This window comes from Gilliamella sp. GillExp13, assembly GCF_001690815.1.
GTDB classification, from domain to species: domain Bacteria; phylum Pseudomonadota; class Gammaproteobacteria; order Enterobacterales; family Orbaceae; genus Gilliamella; species Gilliamella bombi.
On the sequence record NZ_LZHJ01000132.1, the window covers coordinates 1 to 17,002 of the forward strand.

At 35.4% G+C, this 17,002-nt stretch carries 14 protein-coding genes; 7 read left to right on the plus strand and 7 right to left on the minus strand.

The window, feature by feature from the left end; genetic code table 11:
- On the plus strand, positions 1-317 hold a 317-nt coding region (locus tag A9G37_RS09425; RefSeq protein ID WP_141671162.1), incomplete at its 5' end, for an IS30 family transposase.
- Positions 318-528: 211 nt separating this feature from the next.
- On the opposite strand, the gene plsB is transcribed toward A9G37_RS09425, so the two are convergent.
- From plsB to A9G37_RS09440, 3 genes are all read right to left on the minus strand, one after another.
- The gene (gene plsB, locus A9G37_RS09430) at positions 529-2,943 is read right to left on the minus strand and encodes a glycerol-3-phosphate 1-O-acyltransferase PlsB (RefSeq protein ID WP_065575358.1); all 2,415 of its coding nucleotides are present in this window, start codon (positions 2,941-2,943) and stop codon (positions 529-531) included.
- Between the two features lie 334 nt (positions 2,944-3,277).
- Positions 3,278-4,042, minus strand: coding sequence for a type I 3-dehydroquinate dehydratase (gene aroD, locus A9G37_RS09435; protein WP_034913534.1), 765 nt, complete (start codon positions 4,040-4,042; stop codon positions 3,278-3,280).
- A 110-nt stretch (positions 4,043-4,152) separates the two neighbouring features.
- Complete coding sequence (locus tag A9G37_RS09440) at positions 4,153-5,025, minus strand: shikimate dehydrogenase (protein ID WP_065575359.1); 873 nt, start codon at positions 5,023-5,025, stop codon at positions 4,153-4,155.
- A 185-nt stretch (positions 5,026-5,210) separates the two neighbouring features.
- Here A9G37_RS09440 and A9G37_RS09445 point away from each other — a divergent pair, with 185 nt between their 5' ends.
- The 4 genes from A9G37_RS09445 to radA all read left to right on the plus strand — a co-directional run bounded on the left by A9G37_RS09445 (position 5,211) and on the right by radA (position 10,391).
- Positions 5,211-6,554, plus strand: coding sequence for a Na+/H+ antiporter family protein (locus tag A9G37_RS09445; RefSeq protein WP_065575360.1), 1,344 nt, complete (start codon positions 5,211-5,213; stop codon positions 6,552-6,554).
- A gap of 37 nt (positions 6,555-6,591) precedes the next feature.
- On the plus strand, positions 6,592-7,881 hold the full coding sequence (gene rsmB / locus A9G37_RS09450) for a 16S rRNA (cytosine(967)-C(5))-methyltransferase RsmB (RefSeq protein WP_065575361.1): 1,290 nt from the start codon (positions 6,592-6,594) through the stop codon (positions 7,879-7,881).
- 146 nt (positions 7,882-8,027) lie between these two features.
- A complete protein-coding gene (serB, locus tag A9G37_RS09455; RefSeq protein WP_034913517.1) occupies positions 8,028-9,002 on the plus strand; it encodes a phosphoserine phosphatase in 975 nt (324 codons plus the stop codon).
- Between the two features lie 9 nt (positions 9,003-9,011).
- Positions 9,012-10,391, plus strand: coding sequence for a DNA repair protein RadA (gene radA, locus A9G37_RS09460; RefSeq protein WP_065575362.1), 1,380 nt, complete (start codon positions 9,012-9,014; stop codon positions 10,389-10,391).
- Between the two features lie 99 nt (positions 10,392-10,490).
- On the opposite strand, the gene ppnN is transcribed toward radA, so the two are convergent.
- Both ppnN and murJ read right to left on the minus strand, forming a co-directional pair.
- Positions 10,491-11,867: a nucleotide 5'-monophosphate nucleosidase PpnN gene (gene ppnN, locus A9G37_RS09465; RefSeq protein WP_034913512.1), complete on the minus strand. Its 1,377-nt coding sequence runs from the start codon at positions 11,865-11,867 to the stop codon at positions 10,491-10,493.
- 229 nt (positions 11,868-12,096) lie between these two features.
- Entirely contained in the window at positions 12,097-13,635 is a 1,539-nt protein-coding gene (gene murJ / locus A9G37_RS09470; protein ID WP_034913509.1) for a murein biosynthesis integral membrane protein MurJ, read from the minus strand.
- Positions 13,636-14,145: 510 nt separating this feature from the next.
- Here murJ and cobB point away from each other — a divergent pair.
- Positions 14,146-14,829: a Sir2 family NAD+-dependent deacetylase gene (gene cobB, locus A9G37_RS09475; RefSeq protein ID WP_034913504.1), complete on the plus strand. Its 684-nt coding sequence runs from the start codon at positions 14,146-14,148 to the stop codon at positions 14,827-14,829.
- Positions 14,830-14,838: 9 nt separating this feature from the next.
- Here cobB and mtgA read toward each other — a convergent pair whose 3' ends face one another.
- The gene (mtgA, locus tag A9G37_RS09480) at positions 14,839-15,534 is read right to left on the minus strand and encodes a monofunctional biosynthetic peptidoglycan transglycosylase (RefSeq protein WP_034913501.1); all 696 of its coding nucleotides are present in this window, start codon (positions 15,532-15,534) and stop codon (positions 14,839-14,841) included.
- Between the two features lie 50 nt (positions 15,535-15,584).
- Positions 15,585-16,079, minus strand: a complete 495-nt coding sequence (mobB, locus tag A9G37_RS09485; RefSeq protein WP_065575363.1) for a molybdopterin-guanine dinucleotide biosynthesis protein B — start codon at positions 16,077-16,079, stop codon at positions 15,585-15,587.
- Positions 16,080-16,651: 572 nt separating this feature from the next.
- Between mobB and A9G37_RS09490 the strand changes: the two genes are divergently transcribed.
- On the plus strand, positions 16,652-17,002 hold a 351-nt coding region (locus A9G37_RS09490), incomplete at its 3' end, for a hypothetical protein (protein WP_141671163.1).

Below are 17,002 nucleotides of genomic sequence, written 5' to 3' on the forward strand. Positions count from 1 at the left end.
AAAAAATGGTTAAAAGCATCACCTTTGATAATGGAACCGAATTTAATTATCATCATGCTATTGAGCATTATTTAAATACTACCGTGTACTTTGCAGAGCCTTATAAAAGCTGGCAAAGAGGTACAAATGAAAACACCAATGGCTTAATACGTCAGTTTATACCTAAGTCAGCGGCCATTTCATTAGTTGACGACAAACAGATAAAGAAAATACAATATCTATTGAACACACGCCCAAGAAAACGGCATAAGTTTAAAAGCCCTGCCGATTTTTATTCTAAGGAGCTAAGAAGAATTGCACATCATGGTGTAATCTAGGTAATAAATTATCAAATTTTACATACTTTCATTGTGATAGGAAAATTTATATAGAAAATTACACTTGCTCCAATTTTAAGCTGGTAGGTGTCTACCTTCTTATAAATACATTACTGGATTGCTCAATCAATTCTTTTGTGACGATATTATTTTTATAATCTGTTAAGTAATTTTTGTTTAATTTTTTAATTATGTAATTTTTACTATTTGACTATAGATTAATTTCGTCAATGGTCTGCATAACCCTTGTAGTAATAAGTGGTTTAAGGATTTTGTTCATTTTTTCGATTTTTGGAATGTTTTCATTACCGTGATCATCTAGATAGCCTTGTTCACGTAACGATGCAACAAGTGTAGAAAATACACCTTTGTCAAAAAACTCAGGGGCATTGATGCCGTGTAAGATAGATAATCGTTCAGCGATTAATCGGCCTTCTTTTTCTAGTTTTGCACGGCTAATAGTTGGATCTTTTTGCAATAAAGAAAACGCAATAGCATAACGTTGTAAAGTATCTTTAGAAGATGAAGCGATTAATTGTAATCCCGAAATTTTTAAAGAATTTACTGTCAATTTATCTGTCGAGTCGCTAATTAAATTCAATTTGACATAAGTTGCTATGATTTGTTGTACATATACAGTTAGCTGTTCATCATTATGATAAAGGAATAGTTCTGATTTTATTAAAGGGAAAAACCGTCTTACTTGTTCTAATATTTCGCCAGATGATATTTGGTTATATTTGAGCACAATTCTAGCTACGATTGCAGGAATAATCAGTAAATGCTGAATATTATTTCGGTAGTAGGTCATTAATACTGCTTGTTCAGTTGTAAGACCGACCATTTCACCAACTTCATCGGTAGTAATAATGAATTTACCCATTTGTTTGGCGTGTTCAAATAATTCTTCAGGTGTTTGATCTGGAATAGTTATCAAATCTGAATAAGGAATATTTTTTAATAATTTTAAAAAATAATCGATATGTTCCAGTAACCTTACTTTGGTTAGTGCGCGTTGGTCTGCGGCCAATAATATTGAACAGCATAAGTTCATCGCATTAATTGCTGCTGAAGAGTTAATATGCTCCATAATTTGTTTAGCAAGTAAATTGGTTGTTGGTGTTAACCAACTAGGGCGCTGTGTACCAGTTGGTTCAATTTCATTTCGCCAATCAGGAACTTGTTGGTTTAAAAATTGATTCAAAGGTATAGGTTGGCCAAAATTAACATAGCCAAACCCTAATTTTTTTAATTTGAAAAATGCTTTAATTGTGCGTCCTAAACTCTCTTTTTCTTTTTTTGCACCACGGAGTTCATTGGCATAAGTTGCAACTTCTAAAACATGTTCATAACCAATATAAACAGGAACAACAGTAATTGGTCGTGAATCACCACGCAATAATGTTTGGATTGTCATCATCAACATGCCTGTTTTAGGATCGAGTAACCGACCTGTGCGTGAGCGTCCACCTTCAATAAAATACTCAACAGAATAACCACGGATAAATAGTTCAGCCAGATATTCACGGAAAACGGCAGTATAAAGCTTATTTCCTCTAAATGAACGGCGAATAAAAAATGCACCTAATCGCCTAAAAATAGGACCTGCTGGCCAAAAGTTCAAATTAATGCCAGCAGCAATATGGGGAGGAACTAAACCTTGTCGATAAAGCACATAGGATAATAAAAGGTAATCCATATGACTACGATGACAAGGAGCATACACAATTTCGTGCCCGTTTTGCGCAAGCTCACGAACTGGATCTGCGTTTGTCACTTTAAGACCTTGATAGAGCCTATTCCATGCCCAAGTGAGCACAAAATCAGTTATTCTTAACATACGATAAGAAAAATTAGCGGCAATTTCGTTTAGCATTACTAAAGCATTTTTTTTCGCTTTATCAATATCAATATTTTTGCTTTTAGCCTCTTCTTGTATTGCTTCTGACAGTCCAGGATTATTTAATAATTTATTAAGCATTTCTTGGCGAATGGGTAGTTTGGGGCCGACAGAAGCTATCCTTTGCTTTGCAAAATGGATACGCGCAACGCGAGCCAATTTATGTGCTAACACTGAAAGATCTTGTTTATCGACATGAATATCTTTAAACGAAACAGTACGAGAAAAGCGTGTATAACAGTCTCTGCCTGATGTCATTATTTTTAATAATTTATTGGGTGCACCAAGTACTTGCAGTGAAAGTTTCTTTTCTCCTTCTTTATCAGGGCGGCGACCAAACATGACCGAAATAGGTAGCATCTGAATATCAAGATCATGATTTTGTTGATGTGCTGAAATATAATCTCTTAAAATTTCAATCGCTTTATTTTTTTGTTGATTGGATGCAAAAATACCAGGTCCTTTATCAATATAGATATAAGCAGGAATAACTTTATTATTGATATCTATGCCAACTAATGGATCAGGTAAACTATATTGCAAGCAAAGAGATCGAACCACCATCAAATCGATTTGAGAGTTATAAGGAAGTACGTATAAAATTGGCTTGTTGGTATCAAGGTCTAATTCTGTTATTGGATCGGTAGGAATTGGCTTGCTTTTAACAAAAAGCTTCACCAAAATTTGGATTAGAAAAAAATAAACTTTAGTCCACCAAGAAAACATAAAAAAATAAACCTCATACGTTTTTATTAATTATCCATTTAACTAACTTAGACTCTGCACTTTCTAACCAAACTGAGAAATAAATGTTTAGATTAAAAATTTAAAGCAGTTTTGTTTTTAGTCTGCAAAAGCACTTAATACTTAGTGAAGTATATACTTCTTACTGCTTGACTGTTAGTAAATTTGCACAATCTTTAGTCCATGTAAGTAGCTGATAAAAACAACTTATATAACAATATTAAAGTCTAATATAAAGGTTTATTGATATCAACTAAATGGATCTCTCTGTTTTTTCTTCTTTAGCTGATTGATTAATAAAATAGTTTCAGTTGAATTAACTACGACTTTGGTATAATGCATCTAAAATATATCGTAATTGTTTAACATCTAATTGACCTGGTGCCGATGGATTTTTAGCCGCTCCAAAAGTCATCGCTGAACCAAATGTCGAACCAGCAATACGACTAACAGTTCCAAGTCCAGCCATTGACATGGTAATAATCGGCGTAGTTGAGTGTTTTGTGTTCATTTCTGTGGTGGCAGCTAGTAAGGTTAATACATCATCCTCGGTGTTGGGCATAACTGCAATTTTGGGAATGTCTGCGCCAAGTTCTTGCATTTTTTTTAGTCGATAGACAATATCGCTCTTAGATGGCGTTTTTTCAAAATCATGATTTGATACCACAACAAATATCTGATGTTTGTGTGCGACATCGATAATATCTTTTACATAGTCATCACCAATAAACATCTCAACATCAATCAGATCGATAAGCCCACTACAAGCCATTTCTTTATTCAATTGGACATAAGATGTTAATGGCCATGGCTTAGCTCCACCTTCGTTTGCGGTTCTAAAAGTGAATAAAATAGGTTTATTTGGTAGTAAATCTGCTATTTTTTTAGCGACTAACTTTACAGTATTAAGATTATCAACGTGGATAAAGTGATCAACACGCCACTCTAAAACGTCAAAATCAATTGATTGTAAAAACTGTACTTCATCAATTAATTCTGCCTCAGTTTTACCGATAATTGGCACAATAATTTTGGGTGCGCCTGAACCGATTTCAAGTTTTTTGATGGTAAGTGTTTTCATTTTGTATCCTGTTAGCTAAAAATTCCGTTAATAGACCATAATTTTATCTGGTTTTAATTTTGTATTAAATAAAACAGTAGAATGAAGTCATTAGCATAAGAAATTATTTATTAATCATTAAAACCCATTTGCTCTTTCACATAATCAATAGGGGCATCTTCGCCTGTCCAAATTTTTATTTGAGCTGCACCTTGCCATAACATCATGCCAATACCATTTAATATTTTACAACCTTGTTGCTCAGCTATTTCAAGTAGTTTTGTTTTACGCGGACTATAAATACAATCTGTAACAACAAGATCGGGGGGTAACATTGTTGGATCTGTAATTAAGCTTTTTCCTTCTAACGGTTTCATTCCGACACCTGTAGCATTACAAAGTACAACACTATCTGAAATTTCTTTGCGTAGCTTATCTTTATCGGCCAGATCGATAACGCGTACATGACATTGAGTATTTTGATTTAATTTTTTCGCAATAGCTTCTATTTTTGTATAGCACTCATCCTTTTGATTAAAGACAGTGATCTCTTTTACGCCATCAAGAGCAGCTTGTACAACAATGGCCGTTGCAGCCCCTCCAGCACCTAGAATGGTTATTTTTTTGCCTATCACATCAATGTTGGCTTCTTTGAGCATGCGCATATAGCCCATTCCATCTGTGTTATAGCCTGTTAAAACACCATTATCATTTGAAATAGTATTACACGCACCACTCATTTCCACAGCAGGTGTTAACTTATCAAGGTATTGGCAGACTAGTTGTTTGTTGGGCATAGACACGGCACTGCCACGTAATCCTAATGCTCGTATTCCTTTAATTGCGTCAGGAAGTTTTTTTTGGTCAACTTCAAATGCTAAATAAACATAAGGTACCTTTAATTTAGAATAAATGGTATTTTGCATTTGAGGGGATAAGCTATGGCGAATAGGGTAAGCCATTAAACCAATCAATAAAAAATGTCCGTCGATATTATTTCTCATTAACAACTCTCCACAATAGCCCTACAGTTTAGTTAAGGGTTCTATTTTTAGAATTTTTTATTAACACATTTTTAATTTTATATATATTTATATATAGATGAAAGAGTGAGTATACACTATCGATTGCACTTTCAACATCTATCGCCTAAAATAATAAGTTTTCTTCTTAAATAAGAATTTATTTTATGAATACAGTACTTGATTTGTTTTCTTCAATAAATGCGGTTGTAGTTGCGGTAATTTGCATGTTAATTTTATCTCTTTGCCGTGTTCATGTCGTTATTAGCTTAATAATTGGCGCATTTGTTGGTGGACTATTTAGCCATTTATCGTTAAAAGAAACCATTGATGCATTTAATACTGGGATCAGCAATGGAGCTAATATTGCGCTTTCTTATGCTATGTTAGGTGCGTTTGCAGTGGCAATATCGAAATCTGGCTTACCCGAATTATTGGCTGATAAAGCTATTAAGCAACTTACATCAAGCGATGCCAAAAAACGTATCAAGTGGATTTTGATTGTTATTATTGGGTTAGTAAGTATTTCATCGCAAAATGTTATTCCTATTCATATTGCTTTTATTCCGCTTTTAATTCCACCGCTTTTATACGTGATGTCCCGCTTACAGCTTGATAGAAGAATGATTGCTTGTATTATGACATTTGGATTAATTACGCCTTATATGTTTTTACCAGTAGGATTTGGGAATATCTTTTTAAATCAAATTTTATTAAAAAATATTACCGCATCAGGAATGGATGTTAGCCATGTAAATGTAATGCATGCAATGGCAATTCCTGCATTAGGCATGTTTGCTGGTCTATTATGGGCTATTTTTGTTAGTTATCGTAAGCCTAGAGAATATAAAATTATTCGTGGAGAGGCAAATCAAGAAGCTTTAAAAGATGTGAATAAGCGCTCTCTTATTGTTTCATTATTGGCGATTGTTCTATCTTTTACTGTTCAACTTTATACTGGTTCAATGATTTTAGGTGCCTTAATTGGTTTTATTTGCTTTATTGTATCGGGTTCGATTAAATGGGGCGAAGCTGATGGCGTTTTTACGGACGGCATCAAAATGATGGCTATGATTGGGTTTGTAATGATTTCAGCGCAAGGTTTTGCCGAAGTGTTAAAACAGACTCACGAAATAAAACCTTTAGTTAACAACAGTGCAGCATTATTTGCTGGTAATAAAGTGATTGCCGCTTTTGTGATGATGCTAATTGGTCTGGTTATTACATTAGGTATTGGATCTTCATTTTCGACAGTCCCTATCATTGCCGCAGTATATGTACCACTTTGTGTACAACTCGGTTTTTCACCAATTGCCACCGTATGCTTAATTGGTGCATCAGGTGCGATAGGTGATGCGGGATCGCCACCATCAGATACTATTTTAGCGACCTCTTCTGGGCTAAATAGTGATGGGCAACATGACCATATTCGCGATAGCGTTATCCCAACATTTACCCATTTTAATATTCCATTATTTATTGCTGGTTGGGTTGGCTCGTTAATTTTATAAGTTAATCCAATTAAATGAATTAAGGTCGTTATTCATTATGAATAAAAAATCATCCCAAAATATTAGAGCTATTTGTGCGCAAGCTATTTTTAATGTGCTAGAAGAAGGACAGTCATTAAGCGCTACATTGACAACTTTAAACCACAAAATAGCCGATAAAGATAAGGCGTTAGTACAAGAAATCTGTTTTGGTGTGATGCGAGTATTACCAGAACTCAACTTTTATATTCATACCTTGATGAGTAAAGTGTTAACGGGTAAAAATAGAATTTTACATGACCTATTGTTACTGGGTATTTACCAGATTCTTTATACCCGTATTCCAGCACATGCAGCAGTCGGTGAGACAGTTAATGCGGTCAATACTCTCAAAAAAACACAGCTTAAAGGGGTTGTAAATGGTGTATTGCGTGAGTTTTTGCGCCAACAAACATCATTACAACAACAATTTACACAAGACAGCAAGCAACAAAACCAGCAGACATTACACCCAAGTTGGTTATTAACACGCCTTAAGCAAGCCTATCCAGAGCAGTGGCAAGCCATTGTTCATGCTAATAATCAAAAGCCACCAATGTGGTTGCGAGTTAATCTTAACCAATATTCAGTAAGTGATTACCAACAATTACTTGCTGAACAACAAATTGAGTCTGATAGCTTTCCAGAGTTACCTAGTGCTCTGCGATTATTGTCGCCTGTCAATGTAAATAAATTACCCTATTTTGATGAGGGTGCTGTCACGGTACAAGATCTGTCTGCGCAATATGCCGCTTATTTGTTAGCACCGCAAAATGGCGAGCTCATTTTGGATATGTGCGCAGCACCTGGTGGTAAAACCACACATATTTTAGAAGTTGCTCCAAAAGCACAAGTTTTAGCGGTGGACATTGAGCCTAGCCGAGTGAAGCGCATTCACGAAAATTTAACTCGATTAAACTTACATGCCGAAGTTAAAGTTGGTGATGGATTAACCCCAGAACGATGGTGTAAAGGGCAACAATTTGATCGCATTTTACTTGATGCGCCTTGCTCAGCAACAGGCGTTATCCGCCGTCATCCCGATATAAAATGGTTACGCCGAGATAGTGATATCATGCAGTTGACCGAATTACAATACGCTATTTTAACTAAAATCTGGGTTTATTTAAAAACTGGTGGTACTTTAGTTTATGCCACTTGTTCAATTCTACCAGACGAAAATAAATTACAAATTGAACGTTTTTTGCATGAAAACACCAGCGCCAAATTACAAGGTGAAATTAAACAATTTTTACCTACTGAAAATGGTGGTGATGGTTTCTTTTATGCAGTATTAAAGAAAGTATAATTTTCCCTTTTATTTTTGTTAAAAAGTTTCAGGTAACTATGTGTTTAAGTATAAAAAACTAAAAAAATCACACAATCCTAATTTGGACAATCTTTAGTAGTTGTGATAAATTTTGGGCTTGTTTTATCTTATAAAGATGTTCAGATATGGCTTATACTCTCACCTACAATGATTTACCTGAAAATATCCAACATTGGCAAGGTTTACCGCTGTCATTAAATGGCTGTGAAGTGGTTCCTTTAGATTATAATGCAGGTAAAACAGGCTGGATTATTTATGGTAAAAAGTTAAATAAAACAGTCTTATCAAAATTCCAAGATCAACTTGCTATGCCAATGGTGATTGTTTCATCATGGAAAATCAAAACTTATCAGATTGTTCGTATTGCAGGGGTGATACCTAAAAAAGCTAAATCGATATCATTAGCATTAGGTATTGATGTTGCCCCAATCGATAATTTACCCACGCTACGCTCCCCGGGGTTACTTGTTATGGACATGGATTCGACAGCGATTGGCATTGAATGTATTGATGAACTGGCCAAATTGCATGGTGTAGGGCAGCAAGTTGCAGCGGTAACTGAACAAGCTATGCGTGGTGAACTTGATTTTGCCACAAGTTTGCGAAAACGTGTGGCAACCTTAAAAGGGGCGCATCAAGCTATTTTAGATCAAGTTAAAGATAATTTACCACTTACTCCTGGGCTTACTTATATAGTAAAAGAACTGCATAAAAAAAATTGGCATGTTGCTATTGCCTCAGGCGGTTTTACCTATTTTGCGGATCATTTAAAGCAAAAGTTAAAATTAGTTGACGTTTATGCTAATGAATTAGAAATCAAACATGGAAAATTAACTGGTAAAGTTTCTGGTCAAATTGTTGATGCAAAATATAAAGCAAGGACATTACAACAACTAGCAGCATCGTTGGAAATTCCCATTGAACAAACTGTCGCAATTGGTGATGGAGCCAATGATTTGATGATGATTCGTATTGCTGGTCTAGGTGTTGCTTATCATGGTAAACCTAAAGTTGTCGAAAAAGCACGAATTAGTATTAATTATGCAGATTTAACAGGTTTATGGTGTATTTTATCCACTAGTTTATTAAGTGAAGGTTAGGAGATTAAATTGGCAAAAGCAGTGAAACGTGCTTATGTTTGTAATGATTGTGGAGCAGATTACCCACGTTGGCAAGGGCAATGTAGTTCATGCCATGCTTGGAACACCATTACCGAAGTTAGGCTTGCAAGTACCTCTTCACGTAACGACAGATTAACGGGTTATGCAGGTAGCGGGATTGGGCAAGCTAAAATTCAAAAATTGTCCGAGATCAGTTTAGAGGCACTGCCAAGATTTTCAACTGGTTTTTCAGAATTTGATCGTGTGCTTGGTGGTGGTGTCGTACCGGGGAGTGCCATTCTCATAGGAGGGAATCCCGGAGCAGGTAAAAGTACGTTGTTACTGCAAACCATGAGTAAACTCTCATCACAAATGAATACACTTTATGTTACTGGTGAGGAATCCCTCCAACAAGTTGCGATGCGTGCCCATCGATTAGGTTTACCTGCGGATAATATTAATATGTTGTCCGAAACCAGTATTGAGCAAATCTGTTTATTGGCTGAGCAGTCCAAGCCTAAATTAATGGTGATTGACTCTATCCAAGTGATGCACCTTACTGATATCCAATCTTCGCCTGGTAGTGTTGCACAAGTACGCGAAACAGCGGCTTATTTAACACGTTTTGCTAAAACAAAAGGCATTGCCATTATCATGGTGGGGCATGTTACTAAAGATGGCTCTCTTGCTGGTCCAAAAGTACTTGAGCACTGTATTGACTGCTCAATTTTATTAGATGGTGATGCTGATTCTCGTTTTAGAACTCTACGCAGTCATAAAAACCGTTTTGGAGCAGTAAATGAGCTGGGTGTATTTGCTATGACAGAACAAGGTTTAAAAGAGGTTAGCAACCCATCAGCAATCTTTTTAAGCCGTGGAGATGAAATGCTACCAGGTAGTTCGGTAATGGTATTGTGGGAAGGTACTCGCCCATTACTGGTCGAAATCCAAGCACTAGTCGATCACTCGATGTATGGTAATCCAAGACGTGTGACTGTAGGATTAGATCAAAATCGGCTTGCATTATTGCTTGCAGTATTGCATAGGCATGGGGGATTGCAAATGGCCGATCAAGATATTTTTGTTAATGTTGTTGGTGGTGTAAAAGTTACCGAAACAAGTGCGGATTTGGCATTGATTGCAGCACTTGTATCAAGTTTTCGCAATCGCCCGTTGCCACAAGATATCGTTATTTTTGGTGAAATTGGTCTTGGTGGCGAAATTCGACCAGTACCAAGTGGACAAGAACGTATCTCTGAAGCGGCTAAACATGGTTTTAAAAAAGCAATTGTACCTATTGCCAATATGCCGAAGAAGAAGCCCGAAAATATGCAAATTTTTGCAGTTAAAAAAGTGTCAGAAGCACTAGATATTTTAGGTGATTTTTAAAAACCATATAAAATAGTAATAGTTAAAATTAATCCACCAATAAGATTATCGGCGGATTAAAGTTGGATTCAATTTTATTAAATGGGTTAATATTATTGTTTAATAACAAATTTCATAACAAGGTTGATAAGCGCTTCCTCCTGGCAATTTCATTCGGTTTTGTTTAACAAAACTACGCAATAAATTATCAAGTTGCTGCATAATTTCAATATCACCTTGTAATTTGTATCGACCATTTTCGGCAATTTGCTTCATACCAAATTCTTTAACATTTCCTGCAACAATACCAGAAAACGCACGACGCAAATCAGCGGCTAACAGCTCGACAGGTTGCTCACGATGAAGATTTAATGATGCCATATTAGCGTGAGTAGGTTCGAAAGTATGTTGTAACGATTCATCAATTTTTAATAGCCAATTAAACCCATAAGCATCACCTGTTTTTAAGCGTGAAGCTTTAACATGCTTAACACCCTCTTTCATAATACGAGCTACTTGTTCAGGTGAATCGATAATAATTTGATAAAGTTTAGTGGCCTCATCGCCTAATGTGCTACGAATAAAATTATCTATTGAAGCAAAATAATCTTCGCATTCTTTAGGTCCAGTCAGAATAAGAGGTAGGGTTTGGTGTTTATTTGCAGGGTTTAATAAAATACCCAGAATATAAAGCAACTCCTCAGCGGTGCCTGGTCCACCAGGGAAGATAATAATGCCATGAGCCATTCGCACAAACGCTTCAAGGCGTTTTTCGATATCGGGCATAATAATCAATTCATTGACTAATGCATTAGGCGGTTCTGCTGCAATAATTGACGGTTCGGTCATACCAATAAAACGGCTTTCTTTATAACGCTGTTGCGCATGACCAACGGCAGCTCCTTTCATTGGTGCTTCCATAACACCTGGACCACAACCAGTACAAATATTAAGTTCACGCAAACCAAGTTGCATACCTACTTGACGGGCATAATAGTATTCATTTTCGTTAATCGAATGTCCACCCCAGCAGACAACCAAATTTGGCTCTTCACCCACATGGAGCGCATTGGCATTGCGTAAAATAGAAAAAACAAGGTTTGTAATATAAAACGAATGATCCCTTTCAAATTTGAAATCGGAAATAAGCTCTTTAACTGCACTGATTTGACTATTCAAAAAAAGGATATCGCGTAACACTGCAAACAAATTAGCTTGAATTGAACGAATAATTCGACCATCAACAAAAGCGCTTTCTGGAGCATTAACCAACTCCAACTTGACACCTCGCTCTTTACTAATCACATTAATTTCGAAAGACTGGAATCTATCTAACAGATCTTTTGTATTATCGGTTTTACTACCTGCATTTAGTGTTGCTAACGAACAATTTCTATATAATTTATAAAGTTCGCTATTGGCAGATTTTTTCAGGATATCGACTTCTGCCTGAGCAAGTAAATCCATTGATCCTAATGGGCTAATATGGGTGATCATTACAACCTCCATTTGACTATTTTATCAGCAAGGCGACTATTATATACTTAAACTGACTGAATATGTAAAGTTGATAAATCTTCTTGATAACAGATTAAATTAGACTACCTAAAAGATAGAATAAAGAAAGAGACTTTCATCTTATATCCTTATTAATTTTTTACTAAAACACATAGTAACCTGAAACTTTTTGACAAAAAGTCAATTTATATTTATCCAATGTTTATTATTAATCAATTCGTTTAATAAAGTGTTTTATCTTAAATCCCATGGCAATCAATGATGCAAAATAGACTAAAATGCCCACAATAACCAATAAAAATAATCGCCCGATACGGATCAACATTGAACCAGTCGACCAGTCAGGTAATAACTGTGAACCGAACCACAATACCGCAGACATTAGAATTACCGCAATGACGATTTTACTCAAAAAGCAACGCCAACCAGGTTGGGGTTGATAAAGCTGTTTTTTACGCAACTGCCAATATAATAATCCAGCATTAAAGCAAGCGGCTAAGCCAATTGATAACGAAAGACCTGCATGTTGTAATGGACCAATAAAAGCAAGATTCATTAGCTGTGTTAAAATTAATGTAATAATCGCAATTTTAACCGGTGTTTTAATATCCTGACGAGAATAAAAGGCTGGAGCTAGCACTTTAATTAAAATCAATCCAAGTAGACCTATAGAATAAGCAACTAAAGCTCGCTGGGTCATTAAAGTATCATTTAAGGTAAATTGTCCATATTCAAATAGTGTTGATATAAGTGGGCGAGAAATAACCCCTAATGCAATGGTACTCGGTAGAGCCAATAAAAAACAAAGGCGTAATCCCCAATCTAACAATTCACAATATTGTTTATGATCACCTTTAGAAAAGCTTTTTGCTAATGATGGCAATAAAATGGTGCCTAATGCTACACCAAGCACCCCAGCGGGAAACTCCATTAAGCGATCAGCATAATACATCCACGAAACCGAGCCTGAAACTAGAAAAGAAGCAAAAATAGTATTAATAATTAAAGAGATTTGCCCTACAGACACCCCTAAAATTGCTGGTCCCATTTGTTTTAAAACCCGCCAAACACCACTATCTTTTAAGCTAATACGCGGTAATACTAGCATGCCAATTTTCTTTAAATAAGGTAGCTGGTAAAGCAATTGTAAAATCCCACCAACACCAACAGATACAGCAAGTGCCAATACTGGTGGATTAAAGTAAGGTGTTAAAAATAGGGTAAATACAATCATACTCACATTGAGTAGTGTTGGAACAAAAGCAGGGACAGAAAACCGATTCCATGTATTAAGGATGGCTCCAACAAGTGATGCCAACGATATAAAAAAGATATAAGGAAAGGTTATGCGTAGCATGGTAGTTGCAAGTTCAAATTTTTCAGTTGATTCTTGCATAAATCCAGGCGCAGTTAGCATAATGATAAAAGGCGCTGTGATAACTCCAATTAGCGTGACTAAAGCCAAGACTAAAGTTAATAATCCAGCAATATAAGCAATAAATGTGCGAGTTGCCTCAGTTCCTTGTTGATTTTTATATTCAGCTAAAATTGGTACAAACGCTTGTGAAAATGCCCCTTCTGCAAAAATACGTCGAAGTAAATTAGGAAGTTTAAATGCAACAAAAAATGCATCGGTGGTCATACCTGCACCGAAAAAACGTGCAATAATGGCATCACGCACAAAACCTAATACACGTGACACCATCGTCATTGAGCTGACAGTAGCTAAAGATTTTAAAAGATTCATATTCAAATTATATACAAAGTATACAGCCTAAAACTGATAATGAAGCATAGTCTACAAACTATTACTTTAAATAACCATGCTTTTTTAATAAACTTAATTTTATACATGCCGCCAGCAAATACTGGCGAATGTTTAGTTTAACGATCTTCATAAGGTGTAAACAGCACGAATTCAACGATATCTTTATAGGCAGGGCGAATAACTAACAATCATCAAAATTGAGTTCTTCAATTCGATAAGCTAATACAAGACATTACTAATAATGCCGCATAAACATCTTTTGGTAAGCCAATCACGTCATAAACAAAGCCTGTATAGCAATCAATTGACACAAACGAGAATAAACTAATAAAGCGCTATTTGAATATATTGAAATCTATTATAATCAAGTTAATCGACATTCCGCCAATGGTTGAATATCGTCACACAAAAATGAAATTAAGTTATATAAGGTAAATACTGCTTAATATTTATTTTGGCGAAAATCTGAAAAAAGAGCATATACCAATTATGAAGATACCAAAAATAGTTATTCTAACCGGTGCCGGTATTTCGGCCGAATCGGGTTTATCAACCTTTCGAGCTCAAAATGGATTATGGGAAGGTTATGATGTTAATGATGTAGCAACTTACGAAGGCTATATACGCAATCCAACAGCGGTACATGATTTTTATAATATGTTACGTCGTAAATTACAAAATCCAGATGTTAAGCCTAATGCTGCCCACTTTGCGCTGGCTGAATTAGAACAGAAATTAGGTAGTGATAACCTCTTAATTGTGACACAAAATGTGGACAACTTACATGAACAAGCTGGATCTAAAAATATTATTCACATGCATGGTGAATTATTAAAAGTGCGTAATGAAAAAACAGGACAGATAATTGATTGCTTTAACGATGTGAATTATCAACAAAACAAATTCATTCGCCCACATATAGTCTGGTTTGGTGAAATTCCGCTACAAATGGAACAAATTTATGATGCGCTTTCACAAGCTGATTATTTTATATCCATTGGCACATCAGGTAATGTCTATCCTGCTGCTGGTTTTGTACAAATCGCTAACCAAACAAGTGCTAAAACGGTTGAACTTAATTTAGAGCCCAGCTTAGGTGAAAGTCTGTTTCAAACTAAAATTTACGGACCAGCAAGTAAAATTGTTCCTGAATTTATCAAAAAATTCATCTAAAGCAAATTGCTACTTTAGTTGTTTAAGATAATTTTTGTTGCCTAAATTACTCATTTGGGCATGAATCCATTTGGTTCTCTTTTTTACTCGTTCACTTGGTTTAATTGGGCTCCAGCGTCTAGGATTAGGTAATACTGCCGCAAGTAAACTTGCTTGCTGTGAAGTTAATTGATTGGCACTTACATTAAAATAATACTGAGAAGCCGCTTCAATGCCAAAAATACCTTCTCCCCATTCTGCACAGTTTAAATAGACCTCAAGAATACGCTCTTTTGACCAAAAAAGTTCTATCCATAATGTAAACCAAGACTCCATTCCTTTGCGAATCCAACTACGAGTTGGCCATAAAAAGATATTTTTAGCGACTTGCTGAGTAATTGTGCTAGCACCTTTAATCTTTTTGCTATTTTGATTATGATTTAGCGCTAGGCGGATAGCGTTAAAATCAAATCCCCAGTGCACAGAAAAATTTTGATCTTCTGAAGCGATTACCGCAATTTTTATATTATCTGAAATTTCGTCCAAATCTTTCCAGATTCGTTGCTGTGGTGTATTCCAATGCATTATCTTACGTTCTATCATTAGCATAGAACCGAAAGGTGGATTCACCCAACGCATTACTAAGGTCGAAAAGATAGATAATAGCATAAATCCAATTATCGCTTTTTTAGTTATATTTAAAAATTTCCTGAATAAAAGCCTCATGCTGATTTAGATAAAATAACGTAAAAAATTAGCAAATAAGATACGATATATTATTGATTAAATAAATAACTTTTTATAAATTCAATAAGTTGAAGTGGGTTGTTTATATCCAAAATGGGTAAAAAAGCATCTAACGGCTCATCACTAGCAATAGCCAAGGTAAAATCATCAATAAAAAACGGTTTTTTAACGGAACTTCGGTGACAAATAATTTTAGGAATTTGCTCATCTTTAAAGCCCTCAACTAAAATAATATCAACATCAGAAAATTGATTAATTAAAGTCTGCAAATCGGCAGGTTTATTGGGTGTTTCACAAATTAAAGCGTAACGGTTATCACAAGCTACAATTGTTTGTAATGATCCAGCTTTACGCAATTTATAGCTATCTTTTCCTGGAATATCCAATTCAACATCGTGATGCGTATGCTTTAAAGTCGCCACCTTAAAGCCTTGCTCAACAAGTAGCGGAATAACCTTCGCCAACAAGGTAGTTTTACCACTACCACTGTAACCACAAATAGCGAGCGTTTTTTTTATATTCATTATTTCTTGGTTCAAAAATGGTTATACTCAATTTAAACCTAATATACACTATTTTCTACCTCGAAAGAGATAAAACCACTGCAAAAGCCACTAAAATTACAACTCAAACAACACCACAGTCAACTATAAACGTTTGATTTGGTTGAAAAAATTAAATAAAATCAATAGTCTACCTGAACGGTTTTAAAGTAAAAAACACACTTATAGCACCACAATATTAATATGCTTGCCTTATCAGAGCGCCAAAATATACCGATAACCAAGTAAAGCTAGTACGCCAAACTTAGCTGTTGGGCGTGTTTGTGTTTTAGATGTTATCTGCAATATTAATTATTCCGCAAAAATCAAAAAGTCCTAAAGCTAATACCCTATTTTAATTATAAAATTCACCTATCTCTAAAGCTGAACCGTTTTCATCTTTACATTTCTTTACAAAAAAGTCCGCCAAAAAACTAGTCAATCATTCCTTAAACGGCTATACTTTCATCGCTTTAGAAAAATGAGCTTATTAAATAAGCGAATAAACATAAAAATTCAAATAAAACAAAATATTACTTGACAGGTGAAACGAAATGCAGTACCCTTTTAGGCACAAGGCACAAGGCACAAGGCACAAGCACTGGCAAACCTATGTCTTAAATTTATCAAATAATCCTATTCGACAAGTTTTTACTCGAAACTTATTTATATTTTCGAAATTATCTCTCGAATTATTATCGAAATTATCCACAAAACTATCTTTAAAAATTCCATTGGCATTAGCGCCGTTGTTGTTATTGCCGTACTCTTTAGAATCGCAGGCATTATCGGCCACGACTTCTGAGCGCATTCATGGTACTGCGCCTTATTTAACCTTTGATGGCGGTGTTACTAAAGTGACTGAAATAAGGGAATTATTAGGTATTAAGTTATCAGACGGTCGA

Bases quoted from the DNA above. Each gene is read 5' to 3' on its own strand.
- plsB (WP_065575358.1), bottom strand. From the start codon at position 2,943: ATGTTTTCTTGGTGGACTAAAGTTTATTTTTTTCTAATCCAAATTTTG.
- aroD (WP_034913534.1), bottom strand. From the start codon at position 4,042: ATGAAAACACTTACCATCAAAAAACTTGAAATCGGTTCAGGCGCACCC.
- A9G37_RS09440 (WP_065575359.1), bottom strand. From the start codon at position 5,025: ATGAGAAATAATATCGACGGACATTTTTTATTGATTGGTTTAATGGCT.
- A9G37_RS09445 (WP_065575360.1), top strand. From the start codon at position 5,211: ATGAATACAGTACTTGATTTGTTTTCTTCAATAAATGCGGTTGTAGTT.
- rsmB (WP_065575361.1), top strand. From the start codon at position 6,592: ATGAATAAAAAATCATCCCAAAATATTAGAGCTATTTGTGCGCAAGCT.
- serB (WP_034913517.1), top strand. From the start codon at position 8,028: ATGGCTTATACTCTCACCTACAATGATTTACCTGAAAATATCCAACAT.
- ppnN (WP_034913512.1), bottom strand. From the start codon at position 11,867: ATGATCACCCATATTAGCCCATTAGGATCAATGGATTTACTTGCTCAG.
- murJ (WP_034913509.1), bottom strand. From the start codon at position 13,635: ATGAATCTTTTAAAATCTTTAGCTACTGTCAGCTCAATGACGATGGTG.
- cobB (WP_034913504.1), top strand. From the start codon at position 14,146: ATGAAGATACCAAAAATAGTTATTCTAACCGGTGCCGGTATTTCGGCC.
- mtgA (WP_034913501.1), bottom strand. From the start codon at position 15,534: ATGAGGCTTTTATTCAGGAAATTTTTAAATATAACTAAAAAAGCGATA.
- mobB (WP_065575363.1), bottom strand. From the start codon at position 16,079: ATGAATATAAAAAAAACGCTCGCTATTTGTGGTTACAGTGGTAGTGGT.